The organism is Streptomyces sp. NPDC058459 (assembly GCF_042721685.1).
GTDB lineage: Bacteria > Actinomycetota > Actinomycetes > Streptomycetales > Streptomycetaceae > Streptomyces.
The window spans coordinates 23849-43135 of record NZ_JBHXLV010000032.1; the positions used below are offsets into that span (position 1 = coordinate 23849).

Below are 19287 nucleotides of genomic sequence, written 5' to 3' on the forward strand. Positions count from 1 at the left end.
GCAGACCTACTTCGCGAACGCGTCCACACCCGTCAGCTCCGCCGACAGCGTCCACAGGCGGGCCGCCTGCCCGGGGTCGGTGGCCCAGTCCTTGACACCGCCCCGGGTGCCGTCCTCGGGGGCGGGCTCGGCGACGTCGCAGTCCTCCAGGTACAGGCCGCCGAGGCCGTCGAGCCGGGGTGAGGTAGCCGCCCAGACCTGGGTGGCCGCGCCCTGCTCCGGGGTCTTGAAGCCGGCCGGGTTCAGCGGGTTGCCCCGCTCGTCGATCCAGCCGCGCTCGACCATCTCCTTCTTCGGCAGGTGCCGCTGGAGCGGGGTCATGATGCCGCCGGGGTGGAGCGAGAAGGCGCGGACACCGGCGTCCCGGCCCAGCGTGTCCAGGTGGCGGGCGAACAGCGCGTTGGCCGTCTTGGCCTGGCCGTACGCCTGCCACTTGTCGTACCCCTCGGTCCACTGGACGTCGTCCCAGCGGACCGGCGAGAGGTGGTGGCCGCGCGAGGACACCGAGACGACGCGGGCGCCGTCCCCGGAGGCGAGCGCCGGCCAGAGGCGGCCCGCGAGGGCGTGGTGGCCGAGGTGGTTGGTGGCGAACTGCGCCTCCCAGCCCGGCCCGACCCGGGTCTCCGGGCAGGCCATGATCCCGGCGTTGCCGATGAGCAGGTCGATGGTGCGCCCGGACCCCAGGAACCGTTCGGCGAAGCCGCGCACGCTGTCGAGGTCGCCGAGGTCCAGCTCGTCCACCTCGACGTAGTCGATCCCGGCCAGCGCCTGACGGGCCGCGTCGGGACGCCGGGCCGGGACGACCACCTGGGCGCCGGCCGCGGCCAGCGCGCGGGTGGTCTCCAGGCCGAGCCCCGAGTAGCCGCCGGTGACGACCGCCAGCTTGCCCGTGAGGTCGATGCCCCGCAGGACCTCCTCGGCGGTGCTCTCCGCGCCGAACCCCGAACCGATTCTGTGCTGTGCAGGAGTGCTCATGACCGGAACGCTACGAATTGGAGTTCCCTATAGGTCAAGCCCGGCACGGGGACGCGCCGACGACCTGCGCGGCGGCGCCCGCGCACCGATGCTGAAGAGGTGAGCCGCCCGCGAGGGAGGGAAGGGGCACGACCATGACCATGGACCCGCCTCCGTTCGACCCGGAACTCGCCGCCGTTCTGGAGCAGCTCAAGGAGCTGATGGAGCCGGGGCTGACCCCGGACGGGATCGAGGCGGCCCGCGAGGACGCCGCGATGGAGGTGTTCGGCTCGCTGGACCTCACCATGGACGGCGCCTTCGAGGTCGAGGACCGGGAGGTGCCGGGTCCGCCGGGCGCACCGGACGTGTCCCTGTACCTCTGCCGCCCCGCCGGCACCCGGCCCGGCGCCCGCTTGCCGGTGATCTACTACGTGCACGGCGGCGGCATGATCCTCGGCACCAACCGCGCGGGCGTGGACGCGGCCCTTGCCCTCGCGCTGGACGTGGGCGGCGCGGTGGTCGTCTCCGTGGAGTACCGGCTCGCCCCCGAGCATCCGCATCCGGCGCCGGTGGAGGACGTGTACGCCGGGCTGCTGTGGACGGCGGAGCACGCCGGGGAGCTGGGCGGCGACCCGGAGCGGATCGTCCTGGCGGGCGCCAGCGCGGGCGGCGGGCTGGCGGCCGCCGTCGCCCTGCTGCTGCGGGACCGCCAAGGCCCGCCCGTGTTCGGCCAGTTGCTGCGGTACCCGATGCTGGACGACCGCAACGACACCCCCTCCAGCCATCAGCTGGCGGGCACCGGCGTCTGGGACCGCACCGCCAACGAGACCGGCTGGAACGCCCTGCTGGGTGAGCGCCGGGGCGGACCGGACGTCTCCCCCTACGCCGCCCCGGCCCGCGCCACGGATCTGTCCGGGCTGCCCCCGGCCTTCCTCGACGTGGGCTCGGCGGAGACGTTCCGGGACGAGGTGGTGGAGTACGCGTCCCGGCTCTGGCGGTGCGGCGGAGTGGCCGAACTCCACGTCTGGCCGGGCGGGTTCCACGGCTTCGACGCCCTCGCGCCCGGGGCGGCGATCTCGAAGGCGGCCCGCGCGGCCGAACTGGGCTGGCTGGAACGGCTGCTCGCCGTCGGCAAGGCGTAAACCCCGAGATCCGAGCGGCTGTTGGCCGACCATTAGGGTGCACGGCGTGAGCACCTACAGCGATGAGAACGTTCCCGGCCGCTTCGGCCCCCACGCCACCACCGAGGCCGACCCGCGCCGGGTCGGCCCGGTGCGCACCGAGTACACGCCCAAGCGCGACGGCGACCCCGATCCCGGCGAGATCGTCTGGACCTGGGTGCCGTTCGAGGAGAACGACGGCCGGGGCAAGGACCGCCCGGTGCTGGTCGTGGCCAGGGAGGACACCGGGACCTTCCTCGCCGTCCAGCTGTCCAGCAAGGAGCACGACGGTGAGCGGGACTGGGTGGCGATAGGCCAGGGCCCGTGGGACCGCACCGGCCGCGACTCCTGGGTGTCCGTGGAACGGGTGCTGCGGCTGCACGACGACGGTATGCGCCGGGAGGCGTGCGCGCTGGACCGGATGCGGTTCAACCTCGTCCGGCAGCGGCTCTACGAGCGCTACGGCTGGACCTGACCCCAGCCGGGCCGCGCCTTGTACTCACCTGGTCGGAGCAGACCCGCCCGGACCGCCCCCGAGCCCTCCTGAGCCGCCCGGACCGCCACCGGCCGGCACCCCGCCGGCATCACCCCCGCCGTGCCCCCACGCGCGCCGGGGGTGATGCTGGTGGGGTGCCGCGAAAGCGCCCGGAACCGGTCACCCGATTCGGGAGGAAACGCGCGAGGAGACGGAGATGAACGACCCCGGACGTCCCACAGGGCGCTCTTGTGCGATGCGGTGCGAGGGACTTGGGTGGAACGCGTCTCAGCCCGGCACACCCTCGGCCGGGCTCCGTCGGCACGATGGAAACCCAGGAGAATCCCGACATGTCTGACGCCACGAGCGGTGACTGTACGGAGCACCACTGCACGAAGCACGACTGCGCCCGGCACCGCACCGAGGTCACCGAGGCCGAGGTGGACGCCCTGATCCGGGGCATCTGCTTCAAGACCGGCCCGCCTTCCACCCTCGGGGTGGAGGTGGAGTGGCTGGTCCGGGACCCGGAGCGGCCGTGGCTCACCGTATCGCCCGAACGGCTCGAAGCGGCCCACGCGGCCGTGCGCACCCTCACCCTGGACTCGCCGCTCACGGTCGAGCCCGGCGGGCAGCTGGAGCTGAGCTCCCGGCCCGCCGCATCCCTGACGGAGTGCGTCACCTCCGTCTCCGCCGACCTGGCCGCCGTCCGTACGGTGCTCGCCGGGCACGGCCTGGCCCTCGTCGGAGTGGGCCACGATCCCTGGCAGGAGCCCGGCCGCTTCCTGCGCGAACCCCGCTACGACGCCATGGAGGCGTGCCTGGACCGCACCGGCCCGGCCGGGCGGCACATGATGCGCGCGTCGGCGTCGGTGCAGGTCTGCGTGGACGCCGGGTACGAGGAGCCGGGCCCGCTGGGGTACGAGCGGCGCTGGTGGCTGGCGCACCAGCTGGGCGCGGTCCTGGTGGCCGCGTTCGCCAACTCCCCGCTGGTGGGACGGCGGCCCACGGGCTGGCGCTCCACCCGGCAGCGGCACTGGATGGAGATAGGTGCCGGCCGGGCCGGCGCTCCCCCGACCGACGGCGAACCACGGGCCGACTGGGCCCGGCACGTGCTGGACTCGCCCGTGATGTGTATCCGCCGCGACGAGGGCCCCTGGGACGTGCCGGAGGGGCTGACCTTCCGCGCGTGGACCCGGTCGCGGTCCCCGCGCCCGCCCACCCGCGCGGATCTCGACTACCACCTGACCACGCTGTTCCCGCCGGTCAGGCCGCGCGGCCATCTGGAGCTGCGGATGATCGACGCGCAGCCCGGTGACGACGGCTGGATCGTGCCGCTCGCGGTGACGGCGGCCCTCTTCGACGATCCGGAGGCGGCCGAGGCCGCGCACCGGGCGGTGAAGCCGCTGACGGAACGCGCGCTGGACCGGCCCGCCCCGCACAACCCGCTCTGGTCGGACGCCGCCCGGCTCGGGCTCGCCGACCCGGAGCTGCGGGAGGCCGCGACCGCCTGCTTCACGGCGGCGCTCACGGCGCTGCCCCGCCTCGGTGCCACGCCCGAGGTGTCGGACGCCGTGGCGGGGTACCTGGACCGTTACGTCCTGCGGGGCCGCTGCCCGGCCGACGACCTGCTGGCCGGCGCCCGCGCCACGGACCCGCGCGCCCACGCGAGGAAGGACATGCGCTCATGACCGCCCAGGAGAGCGGGACGACGGCGGCCGGCACCGAGACGCTGCGGGAGCGGCTGCTCGCCTCGCTGGTCACCGCCCGCGCCCGCACCACACTGCTGACCAGCTGTGTCGAGGACCCGGACCTCGCCGCCCAGCACTCCCCGCTGATGTCGCCCCTGGTCTGGGACCTCGCGCACATCGGCAACCAGGAGGAGCTGTGGCTGCTGCGGAACGTCGGCGGCCGGGAGGCGATGCGGCCCGAGATAGACGGGCTGTACGACGCCTTCGAGCACCCGCGCTCCGCACGCCCCTCGCTGCCGCTGCTGCCGCCCGAGGAGGCGCGGAAGTACGCGGCCGAGGTGCGCGGGCGGGCGCTGGACCTGCTGGAGGGCACGGACTTCGAGGGCGGCGGCCGGCTGACCGAGGCCGGCTTCGCCTTCGGGATGATCGCCCAGCACGAACAGCAGCACGACGAGACGATGCTGATAACCCATCAGCTCCGCACCGGCCCGGCCGCCCTGACCGCACCCGGCCACGGACCGGTCCCGCCGTACCCCGGCCCGGCCGAAGTCCTGGTGCCCGGCGGCCCGTTCACCATGGGCACCTCCACCGAGCCCTGGGCGCTGGACAACGAGCGCCCGGCGCATGTGAGGGAGGTGGCGCCGTACTGGATCGACACGGTGCCGGTGACGAACGCTGCCTACCAGGCGTTCATCGCGGACGGCGGCTACGAAACCGAGCGCTGGTGGACCCCGGAGGGCTGGGCACACGTACGGGCCGACTCCCTGACCGCGCCGCTGTACTGGCGCCGGGACGGGGACCAGTGGCTGCGGCGGCGCTTCGGGGTCACGGAGGTGGTGCCGCCCGAGGAGCCGGTGCTGCACGTGTGCTGGTACGAGGCGGACGCGTACGCCCGCTGGGCCGGCCGCAGGCTGCCCACCGAGGCGGAGTGGGAGAAGGCCGCCCGGCACGACCCGGCGACGGGCCGCTCGACGCGCTACCCGTGGGGCGACGCCGAGCCGGGCCCGGAGCACGCCAACCTGGGTCAGCGGCACCTCTCCCCCGCCCCCGTGGGCAGTTACCCGGCCGGTGAATCTCCGCTCGGCGTCCGTCAGTTGATCGGGGACGTGTGGGAGTGGACATCGAGCGACCTCGAACCGTACCCGGGGTTCGCCGCGTTCCCGTACCGGGAGTACTCGGAGGTGTTCTTCGGGCCGGAGTACAAGATCATGCGGGGTGGTTCGTTCGCCGTGGACGCGGTGGCCTGCCGGGGTACGTTCCGCAACTGGGACTATCCGGTCCGGCGGCAGATCTTCGCCGGGTTCCGCACCGCACGCTCCGAGTCCGCCTGATGTGCCGCCATCTGGCCTACCTCGGCCCCGAGCAGCCGCTGAAGCACCTGCTGCTGGACCCGCCGCACAGCCTGTACCGCCAGTCCTGGGCACCCCGGCGGCAGCGCAACGGCACGGTGAACGCGGACGGCTTCGGGGTCGGCTGGTACGCGGACGGCGACCCGGTACCGGCCCGCTACCGGCGCTCCGGGCCGATCTGGGCGGACCAGTCGCTGCTGGACCTCGGCCGCGTGGTGCGCTCGGGCGCTGTCCTCGCGGCCGTGCGGGACGCCACCCTGACGGGCGCGGACGCGGAGGCCGCGGCGGCGCCGTTCGCCTCCGGCGGGTGGCTGTTCAGCCACAACGGGGCGGTGGCCGGCTGGCCCGACTCGGCCGCGCCGCTGGTATCGCTGCTGCCGCCGGTCGATGTGCTGTCGCTCCAGGCGCGCACCGACTCGGCGTTCGTCTGGGCGCTGGTCCTGCACCGGCTCAGGTCGGGCGAGGCGCCGGAACACGCCCTCGCCGCGACGGTCCGCCAGTTGGCGGAGGCCGCGCCCGCCTCCCGTCTCAACCTCCTGCTGACGGACGGCGCCACCATCACCGCGACCGCCTGGGGCGACAGCCTCTGGTACCGCGCGGAACCGGGACGCGCCGTGGTCGTCGCCTCCGAGCCGTACGACGACGAGCCGCTGTGGCGGGAGGTCCCCGACCGCACCGTGGTCACCGCGAGCCGCGCCGAGGTGCGGCTCGACCCCGTCGAGGACCTCGTGTCCCCATCGAAGGAGCACCGCACGTGAGCCTGCACGTCACCCGCACCCTCCCCGAGGACACCACCGACGCCGCGCTGCGCGCCGACGTCCTCGACGGCCTCACCGCCGACCCCAAGACGCTGCCGCCGAAGTGGTTCTACGACGCGCGCGGCAGCGAGCTGTTCGAGCGGATCACCGAGCTGCCCGAGTACTACCCGACCCGCGCCGAGCGGGAGATCCTCCAGACCCGCTCCGGTGAGATCGCCGCCGCCAGCGGCGCCCGCACCCTGATCGAGCTGGGCTCGGGCTCGTCGGCCAAGACCCGCCATCTCATCGACGCGCTGACCTCGCTGGAGGCCTACATCCCGGTCGACGTCAGCGAGAGCGCGCTGGTGCGGGCGGGGCAGGCGCTCACCGAGGAGCGGCCGGGGCTGGCGGTGCACGCGCTGATCGCGGACTTCACCGCGCCCATGACGCTGCCCGGGACGCCCGGTCCCCGGCTGGTCGCCTTCCTCGGCGGCACGCTGGGCAACCTGCTGCCCGCGGAGCGGTCCGCCTTCCTGGCCACTGTGCGCGCGATGCTGGCGCCGGGCGACGGGCTGCTGCTCGGCACCGACCTGGTGAAGGACGAGGCGGTGCTCGTCCGGGCCTATGACGACGCGTCCGGGGTGACGGCCGCGTTCAACAAGAACGTGCTCAGCGTGGTCGACCGCGAGCTGGGCGCCGACTTCGACCCGGACACCTTCGACCATGTGGCCCGCTGGGACCCGGAGCGGGAGTGGATCGAAATGCGGCTGCGCTCGCGCACCGCGCAGACGGTGAAGATCCCGGCGCTCGGCATGGCCGTGGACTTCGCGGCCGGCGAAGAGCTGCGCACCGAGGTCTCGGCCAAGTTCCGGCGGGAGGGCGTGGACGCCGAACTGGAGCAGGCAGGGCTGGAGTTGACCCACTGGTGGACCGACTCCGAGGACCGCTTCGCGCTGTCGCTCAGCGTGGCGCGCTGAGGCACAGGTGCCGCGTCACCGCCCGACGGACGTCGTCTCGCGCGCCGGGCGGGGATGCGGCACGGTGGATTACGGCGCGACGAACCGGCCGTGTCGGGGCAGCCGGGCGCCGTCATCCTGCCGTACGGCGAAGAGGAGCACCCGCCCATGTCGAACCACACCTACCGGGTCAGCGAGATCGTCGGCACCTCCAACGACGGTGTCGACCAGGCCATCCGCAACGCCATCGGCCGTGCCGACCAGACCCTGCGCAACCTGGACTGGTTCGAGGTCACCCAGGTCCGGGGGCAGATCGAGAACGGGCGGATCGAGAAGTACCAGGTGTGCCTGAAGGTGGGCTTCCGCCTGGAGGACGTCTGACGTCCGCCGGGCGTTCAAGATGCGAAGCGGAGCCGGGCCGGTGACCCTGGGAGGGGAAGCCTCAAGCGACCAGGAGGGCTGCCATGTCCTTTATGGACAAGATCAAGGGAATGCTCAAGGGTCACGAAGACATGACCGACAAGGGCATCGACAGGGGTGGCGACTACCTCGACCAGCGGACCGGCAACAAGCACCAGTCCCAGGTCGACACCGCTCAGGACAAGCTGAGGGACCAGTTCGGCTCCCAGCAGCACCGCGACAATCCGCCGCAGTCCTAGACCCTCGCGGAATTCCATCACGCCCGCGTCCGCGCCCGGTTCGGAGCAACTCCGAGCCGGGCGCGGCCGTGCGGGCACCCACGGTGCGCCGTGTCCGAGCACAGCAGACGGGGCCGGGGATGAGCACCACTCCCGGCCCCGCCCGTCCGCCCCCTTCGGCGAACGTCTGCTGAGGCTGCTACCGCTTGCCCGCCTTGCGGGTGGCGCGCAGCCACTCCTTGTTCATGCCGGTGATGGAGAACAGCGGGATGCCCTTGGGGCAGGCGGTGGCGCATTCGCCGGCCAGGGTGCAGCCGCCGAAGCCCTCCACGTCCATCTGGGCCACCATGTCCAGCACCCGGGTCTCCCGCTCGGGGGCGCCCTGCGGGAGGACGTTCAGGTGGTTGACCTTGGCCGAGGTGAACAGCATCGCGGCACCGTTGGGACAGGCCGCCACGCAGGCCCCGCAGCCGATGCACTCCGCGTGCTCGAAGGCGAAGTCGGCGTCGGGCTTGGGCACCAGCGTCGCGTGCGCCTCCGGGGCGGCACCCGTGGGAGCGGTGACGTAGCCGCCGGCCTGGATGATCCGGTCGAAGGCGGAGCGGTCCACCACCAGGTCCTTGATCACTGGGAAGGCGGCGGCCCGCCAGGGCTCGATGTCGATGGTGTCGCCGTCGCGGAAGGACCGCATGTGCAACTGGCAGGTGGTGGTGCGCTCGGGGCCGTGGGCGTCGCCGTTGATGACGAGGCTGCACGCCCCGCAGATGCCCTCGCGGCAGTCGTGGTCGAAGGCGACGGGGTCCTCGCCCTCCACGATGAGCCGTTCGTTGAGCACGTCCAGCATCTCCAGGAAGGACATGTCGGGCGAGATGTCGTCCACCTCGTAGGTGGACATGGCGCCGTCGGTGTCGGCGTTCCGCTGGCGCCAGACGCGCAGGGTGAGCCTCATGCGTAGCTCCGCTGGGTGGGGTGGACGTACTCGAAGACCAGGTCTTCCTTGTGCAGGACGGGGGCCTCGCCGGTGGCGGTGAACTCCCAGGCGGCCGCGTAGGAGAACTCGTCGTCCCGGCGGGCCGCCTCGCCCTCCGGGGTCTGGGACTCCTCGCGGAAGTGGCCGCCGCAGGACTCGGCGCGGTGCAGGGCGTCGAGGCACATCAGCTCGGCCAGTTCGAGGTAGTCGACGATACGGTTCGCCTTCTCCAGCGACTGGTTGAACTCCTCGCCGGTGCCGGGCACCTTGATGCGGCGCCAGAACTCCTCGCGGATACGGGGGATCTCGGCGAGCGCCTTGCGCAGGCCCTCGGCGTTGCGGGCCATGCCGCAGAACTCCCACATCAGTTCGCCTAGTTCGCGGTGGAAGGAGTCGGCGGTGCGGTCGCCGTCGACAGCGAGGAGCAGGTCGACCCGGTCCGCGGTCTCGGCCAGCACCTCCCGCACCTCGGGGTGTTCGTCGGTCAGCGGCTCCTGGTGCGGGTGGCGGGCCAGGTAGTCGTTGAGGGTGGCCGGCAGCACGAAGTAGCCGTCGGCCAGGCCCTGCATCAGCGCGGAGGCACCGAGCCGGTTGGCGCCGTGGTCGGAGAAGTTGGCCTCACCGATGGCGAAGAGACCGGGGACGGTGGTCTGGAGGTCGTAGTCGACCCAGAGACCGCCCATCGTGTAGTGCACGGCGGGGTAGATCCGCATCGGCACCTCGTACGGGTCCTCGTCGGTGATCCGCTGGTACATGTCGAAGAGGTTGCCGTACCTTGCCTCGACCGCCGCCCGGCCCATGCGGGCGATGGCGTCGGCGAAGTCCAGGTAGACGCCCTGGCCGCCGGGTCCGACACCGCGCCCCTCGTCGCAGACGTTCTTGGCGGCGCGGGAGGCGATGTCGCGCGGCACCAGGTTGCCGAAGGAGGGGTAGATCCGCTCCAGGTAGTAGTCGCGCTCGTCCTCGGGGATCTCCTTGGCCGGACGGGTGTCGCCCGCCGCCCTGGGCACCCAGATACGGCCGTCGTTGCGCAGCGACTCGCTCATCAGCGTCAGCTTGGCCTGGTGGTCGCCGGTGCGCGGGATGCAGGTGGGGTGGATCTGGGTGAAGCAGGGGTTGGCGAACAGCGCGCCGCGCCGGTGCGCCCGCCAGATGGCGGTGGCGTTGGAGTTCATGGCGTTGGTCGACAGGTAGAAGACGTTGCCGTAGCCACCGCTCGCCAGCACCACCGCGTCCGCGAAGTAGGTGTCGATCTTCCCGGTGATCAGGTCGCGGGCGACGATGCCGCGCGCCCGGCCGTCGACCACGATCAGGTCGAGCATCTCGGTGCGCGGGTGCATCTCCACGTTCCCGGCCGCGATCTGCCGGGACAGCGCCTGGTAGGCGCCGAGCAGCAACTGCTGGCCGGTCTGGCCGCGGGCGTAGAAGGTGCGCTGGACCTGGACGCCGCCGAAGGAACGGGTGTCCAGCAGACCGCCGTACTCACGGGCGAAGGGCACGCCCTGCGCCACGCACTGGTCGATGATCTCCACCGAGACCTGCGCCAGCCGGTGCACGTTGGACTCCCGGGCGCGGAAGTCGCCGCCCTTGACGGTGTCGTAGAACAGCCGGTGCACGGAGTCGCCGTCGTTGCGGTAGTTCTTCGCCGCGTTGATACCGCCCTGCGCGGCGATGGAGTGGGCGCGGCGCGGGGAGTCCTGGTAGCAGAACTGGACGACGTGGTAGCCCTGTTCGGCGAGCGTGGCGCCCGCCGAGCCGCCCGCGAGGCCGGTGCCGACCACGATCACGGTGTGCTTGCGCCGGTTGGCCGGGTTGACCAGTTGGGCCTCGAAGCGGCGGGTGTCCCAGCGCTCCCGGACCGGACCTGCGGGGGCCTTGGTGTCGGCGACCGGTTCGCCGGTCGAGTAGTCGGTGTAGGTCATGGGTCAGCTCACCACTCCGGTCATGACACCCACGGGTACGGCGATGAAACCGGCCGTGAGCAGCAGTGCGAGGACATTGGCAGCGGTCTTCAGCACCCGGTCGCGGGCGCGGCTGCCGGCGCCGAGGGTCTGGGCGGCGCTCCAGAAGCCGTGCCGGATGTGCAGGCCGAGGGCGAGCATCGCCACGATGTAGATGACATTGCCGTACCAGGTGGAGAAGGTGTCCACCACGTTCTGGTACGGGTGGCCCTCCTGGAAGCCGCCGGAGTGCACGGTGCCGGTGGTCAGGTCGAGGAGGTGCCAGACGATGAAGAGGCCGAGGATGACGCCGCCCCAGCGCATGGTCCGGGTGGCGTAGCTCGTCCGTGCCTTCTTGTGCGCGTAACGGCTGGGCCGGGCCTTGATGTCGCGGCGGCTGAGCTGGTACGCGGCGGTGGCGTGGGCGACCACGGCGACGACCAGGACGACCCGGATGATCCAGAGCGTCCACTCGTAGTGCATGAACGGCTCGCCGACCGTGCGCAGCCAGTGGGCGTAACCGTTGAAGTCGCCGGCCCCGAAGTAGATCTTCAGGTTTCCGATCATGTGCGCGACCAGGTACAGCAGCATCACGATGCCGCTGACAGCCATCACGGTCTTCTTGCCGACGGAGCTGTCCCAGATCGAGCGCGCCATGGACGGTCGGTCCGTCCGCGTTGCCAGAGCCATGAACAGGACATTACGGCTTCGTCGCCGATCGGTCCAAGACATGGTTCGGCTGGTTTCCATAGGCCCTCGCTATTCTGGAGGGATGCAGTTCCAGCAGCTCCAGTACTTCGTGGCCGTGGCCGAGACCCGGCACTTCACCCGTGCCGCCGAGCGGGTCCATGTGGCGCAGCCCTCGCTGTCCCAGCAGATCCGGGCGCTGGAGCGGGAACTGGGCGCGGAGCTGTTCGTGCGGGCGCGGGGCAACATCGCGCTGACCGACGCGGGCGAGGCGCTGCTGCCGCTGGCCCGGCGCATCCTGGCGGACGCGGACACCGCCCGGCACGAGGTGCAGGAACTGGTGCAGCTGCGGCGCGGCCGGGTCCGGCTGGGGGCGACGCCGAGCCTCTGCACGGGGCTGCTGCCGGACGTGCTGCGGGCCTTCCACGACCGGTATCCGGGCATCCAGCTGCTGGTCCAGGAGAGCGGTTCGCGGGATCTGGTGCGGGAGCTGGGGCGCGGGGCGCTCGACCTCGCCCTGGTCGTGCTGCCGCTCCCCGCGCCGTCGCCCGCGCTGACCACGGTGGAGCTGCTGCGGGAGGACCTGGTGGTGGTGTCCTCGCCGGAGGCGCCGGCCCCCGGCGGGGGGCGGCGGGCCGTGGAGATCGCCGATCTCGAGGGCGAGCGGCTGGTGATGTTCCGGTACGGGTACGACCTGCGGGAGCTGACGGTCGCGGCGTGTCGCGCCGCCGGGTTCGAGCCGGAGTTCGCTGTCGAGGGGGGTGAGATGGACGCGGTCCTCGGGTTCGTGCGGGCCGGGCTCGGGGTCGCCGTGGTGCCTCGGATGGTGGCCAGTCGGGCGGGGCGGGGGTTGAGGGTCACGCCGCTGGCGCGGCCTGGGTTGTCGCGGACCATCGCACTGGCCCATCGGAGTGATGTGGCTCCGCCTCGGGGGGCGCGGGAGCTCCAGCGGATGCTGCTGGAGCGGTAGCGCCCGTCCGGCTGCCCTGTGCCGTGGGTCTGCGGGTGCGTGGTGACTGGTCGCACGGCTTCCGGGCGCCTGACGGGGTGCGGCCTGCCGCGCGGCCCCACCCCGTCCCTCCTCAGCTCGTCAGCTCGTCGCGTCCGCCAGGGCCAGGGTGTGGAGGTTCTCCGGGGGACCCGGTCTCGCGTAGTACCAGCCCTGGGCCGTGTCGCAGCCCAGGAGGCGGAGTTGTTCCGCCTGGGCGCTGGTCTCCACGCCCTCGACCGTCACCGCGAGGTCCAGGCTGTGGGCCAGGGAGACTATGCCCTCGACGATCTTGAGATCGACCGGGTCGGCCGGGAACTGCTGCATGCCCTGGGTGAAGGAGCGGTCCAGCTTGAGGACGCTGACCGGCAGGCGGCGGAGGTTGGCCAGGTTGGAGTAGCCGGTGCCGAAGTCGTCCAGGGCTATGTCGACGCCCATCTCGGCCAGCCGGCGCAGCGGCTTGAGGAGGCCGTCGTCGGCGCCGATCAGCGCGGACTCGGTGACCTCCAGGCACAGCGCGTCCGGGGTGACGCCCGCCCGCTCCAGGATGTCGACGGTGTCCTGCACCAGGCCGGGGTGGGAGAGCTGGCACGGGGAGAGGTTGACGTTGATCCGCAGCGGGCCCGCCGCGGGCCCGTCCTCGTTCTCCCGCCAGGCACGGGCCTGCCGGATCGATTCCTCAAGCACCCACCGGCCCAGCGGGACGATCAGCCCGGTGTGTTCGGCGAGCGGGATGAAGCGGTCCGGGCCGAGCACCCCGTGCTGCGGATGCAGCCAGCGGACCAGGGCCTCCGCGCCGCACACGGTGCCGTCACCGAGGTGGACCAGGGGCTGGTACTCGATGAAGAACTCGCCGCGTTCCAGCGCGCTCGGCAGCGCGGTGGTGAGACCGTGCCGGGTGATGGCGCGGGCGTCCGCCTCCGGGTCGGCCAGCTCGGCGCGGTTGCCGCCGGCCGACTTGGCCCGGTACATCGTGATGTCGGCGCTGCGCAGCACCTCCGCCGCCGTACGCTCCCCCGCCGGGCCCTCCACGATGCCGAGGCTGCCGCGCACCAGGAGGTCGCGGCCGTCGATGCCGACCGGGGTGAGCAGCGCGTGGGTGATGCGTTCGGCCAGCTCCTCCACCCCGCGCTCGGTGTCGCGGCCGGTGGTGAGGGCCACGAACTCGTCGCCGCCGAGCCGGGCGACCATCTCGCCGGACCTGGCGGTGCAGGACTGGAGCCGGTCGGCGACCTCCACCAGCAGCCGGTCGCCGGCCGCGTGGCCGAGGCTGTCGTTGATGGCCTTGAAGCCGTCGAGGTCGAGGTAGCACAGGCCGAAGCGCTGGCCCTCGCCCGCCGCGAGGGCCTTCTCCAGCCGCTCGAAGAACAGGGTGCGGTTGGGCAGCCCGGTCAGGGCGTCGTGGGTGGCCTCGTAGCGCAGCCGGAGATGGAGGAGGCGGCGCTCGGTGGTGTCCTCCATCAGCGCCAGCTGGTACCGCGGGTTGCCTTCGCCGTCGCGGAGCAGGGAGACCGTGAGGTTGGTCCACAGGGCGGTGCCGTCGGTCCGGTTGAACGCCTTCTCCACGTGGTAGTGGTCGCGTTCGCCGCGGATGAGCTCCTCGTAGAGCCGCCAGGTCTGGGGCGCGTCCTCGGGGTGGGACCAGTCCCGGACCTGCTGGCCGCGCATCGCGGTCTCGGAGACGCCGAACATGCGCTGGAGGGCGCCGTTGACCTGGAGGACGTTGCCGTCGAGGTCGGCGATGCCGATGCCGATCGCGGCTCCCTCGAACACCGCGCGGAAGCGGGCCTCACTGGCGTGCAGGGCCTCGGCGACCACGCCCTGGGCGCGCAGGGCGGCCTGCGCGATGGACTCCTGCTCGACGAGGGTGCGCTCGCGCAGCGCCTGGGCGTACCCGGCGGCCATGGCGTGCTGCAACCGCGACGAGCGCATGCGGAGTTGGTCCTGCGGGCCGTCGTCGCCGCAGTACAGGACGAGGTAGGCGTCGACGCAGTCCAGGGTGCGGGCGAGCACCTCGGGGTCGGTGCCGTGCGCGTGGACCAGCGCGGCGCCGACCGCCCTGGCCTCACCCGCGTCGAAGCTGTGGGCCCGCAGAGCGTGGCTGAGACGGTGGGCGAGCGGGAGCAGCCGCTCCTCGAACTCGGCGCGGGTGAGGGACGTGGAGGTGACGGGGTAGACCGCCCGGCTCCAGATGGCCGTCAGCCGCCGTACTCTGTCCTCCGGCCCGTCCGGCTCGGCGCTCATGCGGTACGCCCCACGCCGGCGTATCCGGAGAACGCGAAGTCGTCCTCGTCCTCCGGCGCGGACTCCGGGCGCCAGTCGGGGAGATGGACCAGGCCGGGCTCTATCAACTCGAAGCCGTCGAAGAAGCGGGCGATCTCCTCCCGCGGGCGCATGACCAGGGGGTTGCGGATGTCCCGGTACACGTCCACCGCGCCCTCGGCGCGCTCCTCGGGCAGCGGGATGCCCTCGAAGGAGGCGTGGGTGAGGATCAGCAGGCTGCCCGGCGCCAGCGCGGCCCGCAGTCCGGCCACCGCCCGGTGGGGTTCGTCGGCGTCCTCCAGGAAGTGCAGGACGGCCACCAGCAGCAGGGCCACCGGCCGGTCGAGGTCGATCAGGCGGGCCACCTCGGGGCTGGTGAGGATCTCCTGCGGCTTGCGCAGATCGGCGGCGACGACGTCCGCGTCCGCGTTGCCCGCGAGCACCGACCGGCTGTGCGCGACGGCCACGGGATCGTGGTCGACGTAGACGACGCGGGCGCCGGGGCGGGCCTCCTGGGCTATCTCGTGGACGTTGCCGTGCGTCGGGATGCCGGAGCCGATGTCGAGGAACTGGTCGATGCCCTGCCCGGTGGCGAAGCGCACGGCCCGGCGCAGGAACGCCCGGTTGGCCTGCATGATCTTCGGCAGGCCGGGGAGGAACTCCATCGCCTTGCGGGCCGCTTCCCGGTCGACCTCGAAGTTGTGCGATCCGCCCAGGTAGTAGTCGTACATGCGCGAGACGCTCGGCACCGAGATGTCGATGCTGCGGGGGGCCCAGGCGGGGCGCTCCATGTATCACTCCAAGGCGTAGGCGACAGGGACGGGTGTGGCGGCGTTCGAGCTGAGGCTACTGATCGCCCGCCAAAGGGGCGACCCCAAACGGAAATTGACCATCCGTTCCCGGTCACCGCCTGCGGAAAGCACCCGTCCGACCCCGCTGGGTGACCACCCGGGCGCATGGGACAGGGCCCGTACCCTCCGCGTGACACGGACGGTACGGGCCCGTCGCCCAGGGCGGTGCCCCTACTTGCCGGGCGCGCCGATCGGCTTGCCCTCGGGCGAGACGGCGTACCAAGTGCCGCCCACACCCTGGCCGTTGGTGTCACCGGGGGCCTTGTCGCCGGAGAAGGTGTAGATGGGCCAGCAGTTGACGGACATCTGCTTGACGCCGTCGGGACGGGTGAAGGGCATCAGGCCCTTCTTCTTCACGCCCTGGGTGTCGTCGGCGCTCACCGGCGCGACCGCGGGCCACTTCTCCAGGCACGCCCCGGTGCAGTTGGAGACGGACTTGGGCCACGCCTTGTCCTTGAGGAAGCGGTAGACCGTGCGGCCGTTCTTGTCGACGACGATGTCACCGAGCTTGGGGTCCTTGCGGACGGAGAGGCCGGGCAGGGAGGTCAGGGACGCCTTCTTGCCGTTGGGGGCGAGCGCGAACCACTTGCCGCCCACTCCCTGGCCGTTGACGTCACCGGAGTTGAGGTCCTTGGCGTAGCGGTAGGCGGGCCAGCCGCCGATGGTGAGCTGCTTGGTGCCGTCCGGGCGGGTGACCTCGCCGAGCATGGCCTTGTCGATGCCGGCGCCGGCGTTGGCGTCGGCGGCGGGCACCGGGGGCCAGGTGGTGGCGCAGTCGCCCTCGCAGTTGGTCTTCGGCGGCTCGGCCGTGTCCTTGTCGAACCGGTACAGGGTGAGGCCGGACCCGTCGGTGAGCACGCTGCCCAGCTGGGGGTTGGTGGCCACGGTCAGCTTGCCCGCGGGGGCGGCGGGGGTCGCCGGTGAGGCACTGCTCTGCGCACCGTCGGCGCCGTAGCCGTTGCCCGTGACGAGGCCGGTGCCCGGGGCGCTGGCCGAGGCTCCCACGTTCTGGGCCGCCGCCGCAGGGGGCGTGACGTTGTCCTGACCGCACGCCGTCGTCAGCGCCAGCACCGAAGCGGCTGTGGCCACCAGTGCGGCGGTCCGCCAGGAGGTCTTCATCCTCAACTCCCCATTTTCGCCAGTTTGTTGCGGCGTCCAATGACTTGCCGCACGGTCATGGGTACGGGGGGCGGGGGGTGGAGCGTTCAACGCGCGGCGAAATTCTTTCGGCGCGGCTCGTCAAACCGGGCGGGGCGCGTTGTCCCTCATTCGGACCACTCTCCACATTATTCGACGTGGGAGCCTCGCGCGCCCTTCATGATCTCGCTCGTGCAAGGTCCCCAAGCAACCCGATGCGCGGTCGCCGCGAAGGCGTTGGCGCTGTTGGCGGTGGTGTGGAGCGTGGCCGGCTGCCCGGTCGGCACGGCGTCGGCCGATGCCTGCGCCTACGCCTCCACGGGCCCGGACGGCACGGTGGCCGTGGCGGTGGCCGGCGGCCACCACCCGGACCCCCCGGCGTGCCCTCCCTCCCCACCGGCCCCGCCGCCACCGTGCCCGCCGACCCCGACACCCCCGACCCCGACACCCACCCCGACTCCGCCACCCCCGACGCCCACACCCAGCCCTACTCCCCCGCCGAAGCCCCAGCCGCGGCCGACACCGCCTCCCGCCCCGGACCCACCCGTCCGGCCGACGCCGACCCCACCGGCACCGCGCCCGGCACCGCCCCCGGCCCCGCCGCCCCCGGCCGCTCCGGTGCCCGAGCCCGTACCCGCGCCGCCCAGGCCGGTGCCGAAGCCCCCTCCGCCGCCGGTGGCAGCCCCCCGGCCGACCGTGACCCCGGTGAGCTACCCGGCGTACCACCCGCGTCCCGCCCGGCACACCGCTCGCTCCCACACCTCTCCGGTCCGCTACGTCCTGCTCGTCACCATCCCCGCGATCGTCGCCGTCGCGGCGCTGCGCCCGCGGTGACGCGGCCGCACCCGTCTCTGGAGGTATCCGTTGTCGGATTGGCTCGTTCTCGTCCTTGCCATGCTGGGCGCCTGTGCCGTGGTGGTGGTCATCACCCTCGTCCGGCACCGCCGGGCTCCCGAGGACGAGGACCCCAGCGAGACCCCGGACGTCATCGAGTACATGACGATGTGGATCGGGGTGGTGTACGCCATCGTCCTGGGCCTGGCCATCGCGGGCGTCTGGGAGGCGCGCGGCGCGGCCGGGGACACCGTCCAGGCCGAGGCGCAGGCACTGCACGAGGTCTCGGAGCGGGTCCGGGTGTACCCGGAGGACGTACGTGACCGGGTGCGCACGGACATCGACGCTTATGTCTCCTACGTCGTGGACACCGAGTGGAAGTCGATGACGGACAGGGGCGAGGTCACCGGGCGGGGGGCGCGGCTGCTGGACCGGGTGCGTCAGGACGTGACGGACTACCAGCCGCGCGACGACTTCGAGGCGCAGGCGTACCAGCCCCTGGTGGACCAGGTGGCCGCGGCCGACCAGGCGCGCAACGCGCGGGCCGACTCCACCGGCGCGACCATGCCGTCCGTGGTGTGGTGGGGGCTGCTGGCCGGCGCGGTGATCACCGTGGGGATGGTGTTCGCGCTCCAGATCAGGCGCACCGCGCGTGAACTGGTCCTGGCCGGGCTGTTCTCGGCCACCATCGCGTTCATGCTGTTCCTGATCTGGGACTTCGACGCCCCGTTCAGCCGGGGCATCGCGGTGACGGCGGAGCCGTTCCGCACCTTGTTCCCGCACGCGTAGCGTACGCCGGAGCCCTCGTCCCGGCCCGGCGAGGGGTGGGGCGAGGGCCCGTGGTGGCGGGTCTCCCGCGCCGGCGAGGACGCGGGGCGGCGCTCAGGCGCGCTTCTCGTGGCGGCGGCGCAGCCAGAAGACGCCGCCGCCGAGCGCGGCCGAGGCGACGAGTCCGCCGCCGATGGCCGTGTCGGCGGGGGTGGCGCCCGTGACGCTGCTGCCGCCGAGGCCGCCGTTGACACCGCCGAGCACCGTGAAGGCGTTCGGGCGGGTAAGGGAGCGGCCCCCGCAGTCGGCGGTGATGTCGTAGCGGCCGGGCCGGGCGCTGCGGTCGATGGTGACGACGGCGCGGGCGTCGTCGTCGCCGTTCGAGTTCAGCCGGGCGGAGCCGAAGGCGCGCGAGGAGACGGTGCCGCCCCGGCAGTCCCGGACGGTGATGGTCAGCCGGCCGCCGGCGGGGAGGACGCTGGGAGTGACGAAGATGTCGCGGAAGTTGCCGCCGTTGCCGCCGCCGTGACCGCCGTTGCCGTTCCCGCTGCCGAAGTTCCCATTGCCGTTCCCGAAGCCGTTGCCCCGGCCGTTGCCGTTACCCCAGTTGCCGTTGCCGTTGCCGAAGTTGCCGTTGTTGTTGCCGTTCCCGTTCCCGTTCCCGTTGCCCCAGTTGCCGTTGCCGTTCCCGTTGCCCCAGTTCCCGTTCCCGTTCCCGTTGCCCCAGTTCCCGTTGCCGTTGCCCCAGTTCCCGTTGAAGTTGCCGTTCCCGTTGAAGACACCGGTGTTCGGGATGACGATGCCGGGGTTCGGCACGACGACGCCCGTGTTCGGGGGGACGACACCCGTGTTCGGGACGACGCCGCCCGTGGTGCCGTTCCCGTTGCCCATGC

At 72.5% G+C, this 19287-nt stretch carries 19 protein-coding genes; 11 read left to right on the forward strand and 8 right to left on the reverse strand.

Annotation, left to right across the window (positions count from 1 at the left end):
* Nucleotides 1-6 precede the first annotated feature (6 nt).
* The gene (locus ACFWN1_RS09260) at nucleotides 7-975 is read right to left on the reverse strand and encodes an SDR family NAD(P)-dependent oxidoreductase (protein ID WP_384359501.1); all 969 of its coding nucleotides are present in this window, start codon (nucleotides 973-975) and stop codon (nucleotides 7-9) included.
* Between the two features lie 134 nt (nucleotides 976-1109).
* Here ACFWN1_RS09260 and ACFWN1_RS09265 point away from each other — a divergent pair, with 134 nt between their 5' ends.
* From ACFWN1_RS09265 to ACFWN1_RS09300, 8 genes are all read left to right on the forward strand, one after another.
* Nucleotides 1110-2096, forward strand: coding sequence for an alpha/beta hydrolase (locus ACFWN1_RS09265; RefSeq protein ID WP_384359502.1), 987 nt, complete (start codon nucleotides 1110-1112; stop codon nucleotides 2094-2096).
* Between the two features lie 46 nt (nucleotides 2097-2142).
* On the forward strand, nucleotides 2143-2589 hold the full coding sequence (locus ACFWN1_RS09270; RefSeq protein WP_384359503.1) for a type II toxin-antitoxin system PemK/MazF family toxin: 447 nt from the start codon (nucleotides 2143-2145) through the stop codon (nucleotides 2587-2589).
* Between the two features lie 350 nt (nucleotides 2590-2939).
* Nucleotides 2940-4277, forward strand: coding sequence for an ergothioneine biosynthesis glutamate--cysteine ligase EgtA (gene egtA / locus ACFWN1_RS09275; RefSeq protein WP_384359504.1), 1338 nt, complete (start codon nucleotides 2940-2942; stop codon nucleotides 4275-4277).
* Nucleotides 4274-5608 carry an ergothioneine biosynthesis protein EgtB gene (gene egtB, locus ACFWN1_RS09280; RefSeq protein ID WP_384359505.1) on the forward strand — a complete coding sequence of 445 codons (1335 nt, stop codon included), beginning with the start codon at nucleotides 4274-4276 and terminating at the stop codon, nucleotides 5606-5608. Before egtA ends, egtB begins: the two co-directional genes overlap by 4 nt.
* A complete protein-coding gene (gene egtC, locus ACFWN1_RS09285) occupies nucleotides 5608-6384 on the forward strand; it encodes an ergothioneine biosynthesis protein EgtC (protein ID WP_384359506.1) in 777 nt (258 codons plus the stop codon). The genes egtB and egtC overlap by 1 nt, the downstream gene beginning before the upstream one ends.
* Nucleotides 6381-7340, forward strand: coding sequence for an L-histidine N(alpha)-methyltransferase (gene egtD / locus ACFWN1_RS09290; protein WP_384359507.1), 960 nt, complete (start codon nucleotides 6381-6383; stop codon nucleotides 7338-7340). Before egtC ends, egtD begins: the two co-directional genes overlap by 4 nt.
* A gap of 147 nt (nucleotides 7341-7487) precedes the next feature.
* Nucleotides 7488-7700 (forward strand): dodecin, encoded by a 213-nt coding sequence (locus ACFWN1_RS09295; protein WP_030817079.1) that lies wholly within the window; start codon nucleotides 7488-7490, stop codon nucleotides 7698-7700.
* An 83-nt stretch (nucleotides 7701-7783) separates the two neighbouring features.
* Complete coding sequence (locus ACFWN1_RS09300) at nucleotides 7784-7978, forward strand: antitoxin (RefSeq protein ID WP_031182137.1); 195 nt, start codon at nucleotides 7784-7786, stop codon at nucleotides 7976-7978.
* Between the two features lie 178 nt (nucleotides 7979-8156).
* Here the strand turns inward: ACFWN1_RS09300 and ACFWN1_RS09305 are convergent, their stop codons facing one another.
* Genes ACFWN1_RS09305 through ACFWN1_RS09315 form a run of 3 tightly spaced genes read right to left on the reverse strand, consistent with a single transcriptional unit; the run spans nucleotide 8157 to nucleotide 11524 of the window.
* Nucleotides 8157-8906 carry a succinate dehydrogenase/fumarate reductase iron-sulfur subunit gene (locus tag ACFWN1_RS09305; RefSeq protein WP_384359508.1) on the reverse strand — a complete coding sequence of 250 codons (750 nt, stop codon included), beginning with the start codon at nucleotides 8904-8906 and terminating at the stop codon, nucleotides 8157-8159.
* Nucleotides 8903-10849 carry a fumarate reductase/succinate dehydrogenase flavoprotein subunit gene (locus ACFWN1_RS09310; RefSeq protein ID WP_384359509.1) on the reverse strand — a complete coding sequence of 649 codons (1947 nt, stop codon included), beginning with the start codon at nucleotides 10847-10849 and terminating at the stop codon, nucleotides 8903-8905. The genes ACFWN1_RS09305 and ACFWN1_RS09310 overlap by 4 nt, the downstream gene beginning before the upstream one ends.
* Before the next feature lie 3 nt (nucleotides 10850-10852).
* Complete coding sequence (locus ACFWN1_RS09315; RefSeq protein ID WP_384359517.1) at nucleotides 10853-11524, reverse strand: succinate dehydrogenase; 672 nt, start codon at nucleotides 11522-11524, stop codon at nucleotides 10853-10855.
* Nucleotides 11525-11639: 115 nt separating this feature from the next.
* Between ACFWN1_RS09315 and ACFWN1_RS09320 the strand changes: the two genes are divergently transcribed.
* Entirely contained in the window at nucleotides 11640-12524 is an 885-nt protein-coding gene (locus tag ACFWN1_RS09320) for a LysR family transcriptional regulator (RefSeq protein WP_384359510.1), read from the forward strand.
* 120 nt (nucleotides 12525-12644) lie between these two features.
* On the opposite strand, the gene ACFWN1_RS09325 is transcribed toward ACFWN1_RS09320, so the two are convergent.
* The 3 genes from ACFWN1_RS09325 to ACFWN1_RS09335 form a co-directional block, all read right to left on the reverse strand.
* A complete protein-coding gene (locus tag ACFWN1_RS09325) occupies nucleotides 12645-14786 on the reverse strand; it encodes a putative bifunctional diguanylate cyclase/phosphodiesterase (protein WP_384359511.1) in 2142 nt (713 codons plus the stop codon).
* Entirely contained in the window at nucleotides 14783-15595 is an 813-nt protein-coding gene (locus ACFWN1_RS09330; RefSeq protein WP_384359512.1) for an SAM-dependent methyltransferase, read from the reverse strand. The genes ACFWN1_RS09325 and ACFWN1_RS09330 overlap by 4 nt, the downstream gene beginning before the upstream one ends.
* Nucleotides 15596-15826: 231 nt before the next feature.
* Entirely contained in the window at nucleotides 15827-16774 is a 948-nt protein-coding gene (locus ACFWN1_RS09335; RefSeq protein ID WP_384359513.1) for an SCO0930 family lipoprotein, read from the reverse strand.
* 723 nt (nucleotides 16775-17497) lie between these two features.
* On the opposite strand from ACFWN1_RS09335, the gene ACFWN1_RS09340 reads away from it, so the two are divergent.
* The gene (locus tag ACFWN1_RS09340; RefSeq protein WP_384359514.1) at nucleotides 17498-17626 is read left to right on the forward strand and encodes a hypothetical protein; all 129 of its coding nucleotides are present in this window, start codon (nucleotides 17498-17500) and stop codon (nucleotides 17624-17626) included.
* 30 nt (nucleotides 17627-17656) lie between these two features.
* Entirely contained in the window at nucleotides 17657-18415 is a 759-nt protein-coding gene (locus ACFWN1_RS09345) for a DUF4239 domain-containing protein (protein WP_384359515.1), read from the forward strand.
* Nucleotides 18416-18508: 93 nt separating this feature from the next.
* Here ACFWN1_RS09345 and ACFWN1_RS09350 read toward each other — a convergent pair.
* The coding region (locus tag ACFWN1_RS09350) for a hypothetical protein (protein ID WP_384359516.1) at nucleotides 18509-19287 on the reverse strand (779 nt) is incomplete at its 5' end.

Coding starts and splice junctions, on each gene's coding strand:
- ACFWN1_RS09310 (WP_384359509.1), bottom strand. CDS start 10,849: ATGACCTACACCGACTACTCGACCGGCGAACCGGTCGCCGACACCAAG.
- ACFWN1_RS09295 (WP_030817079.1), top strand. CDS start 7,488: ATGTCGAACCACACCTACCGGGTCAGCGAGATCGTCGGCACCTCCAAC.
- egtC (WP_384359506.1), top strand. CDS start 5,608: ATGTGCCGCCATCTGGCCTACCTCGGCCCCGAGCAGCCGCTGAAGCAC.
- ACFWN1_RS09305 (WP_384359508.1), bottom strand. CDS start 8,906: ATGAGGCTCACCCTGCGCGTCTGGCGCCAGCGGAACGCCGACACCGAC.
- ACFWN1_RS09315 (WP_384359517.1), bottom strand. CDS start 11,524: ATGGCGCGCTCGATCTGGGACAGCTCCGTCGGCAAGAAGACCGTGATG.
- ACFWN1_RS09335 (WP_384359513.1), bottom strand. CDS start 16,774: ATGAAGACCTCCTGGCGGACCGCCGCACTGGTGGCCACAGCCGCTTCG.
- ACFWN1_RS09320 (WP_384359510.1), top strand. CDS start 11,640: ATGCAGTTCCAGCAGCTCCAGTACTTCGTGGCCGTGGCCGAGACCCGG.
- ACFWN1_RS09260 (WP_384359501.1), bottom strand. CDS start 975: ATGAGCACTCCTGCACAGCACAGAATCGGTTCGGGGTTCGGCGCGGAG.
- ACFWN1_RS09300 (WP_031182137.1), top strand. CDS start 7,784: ATGTCCTTTATGGACAAGATCAAGGGAATGCTCAAGGGTCACGAAGAC.
- egtB (WP_384359505.1), top strand. CDS start 4,274: ATGACCGCCCAGGAGAGCGGGACGACGGCGGCCGGCACCGAGACGCTG.
- ACFWN1_RS09325 (WP_384359511.1), bottom strand. CDS start 14,786: ATGAGCGCCGAGCCGGACGGGCCGGAGGACAGAGTACGGCGGCTGACG.
- egtA (WP_384359504.1), top strand. CDS start 2,940: ATGTCTGACGCCACGAGCGGTGACTGTACGGAGCACCACTGCACGAAG.
- ACFWN1_RS09265 (WP_384359502.1), top strand. CDS start 1,110: ATGACCATGGACCCGCCTCCGTTCGACCCGGAACTCGCCGCCGTTCTG.
- ACFWN1_RS09330 (WP_384359512.1), bottom strand. CDS start 15,595: ATGGAGCGCCCCGCCTGGGCCCCCCGCAGCATCGACATCTCGGTGCCG.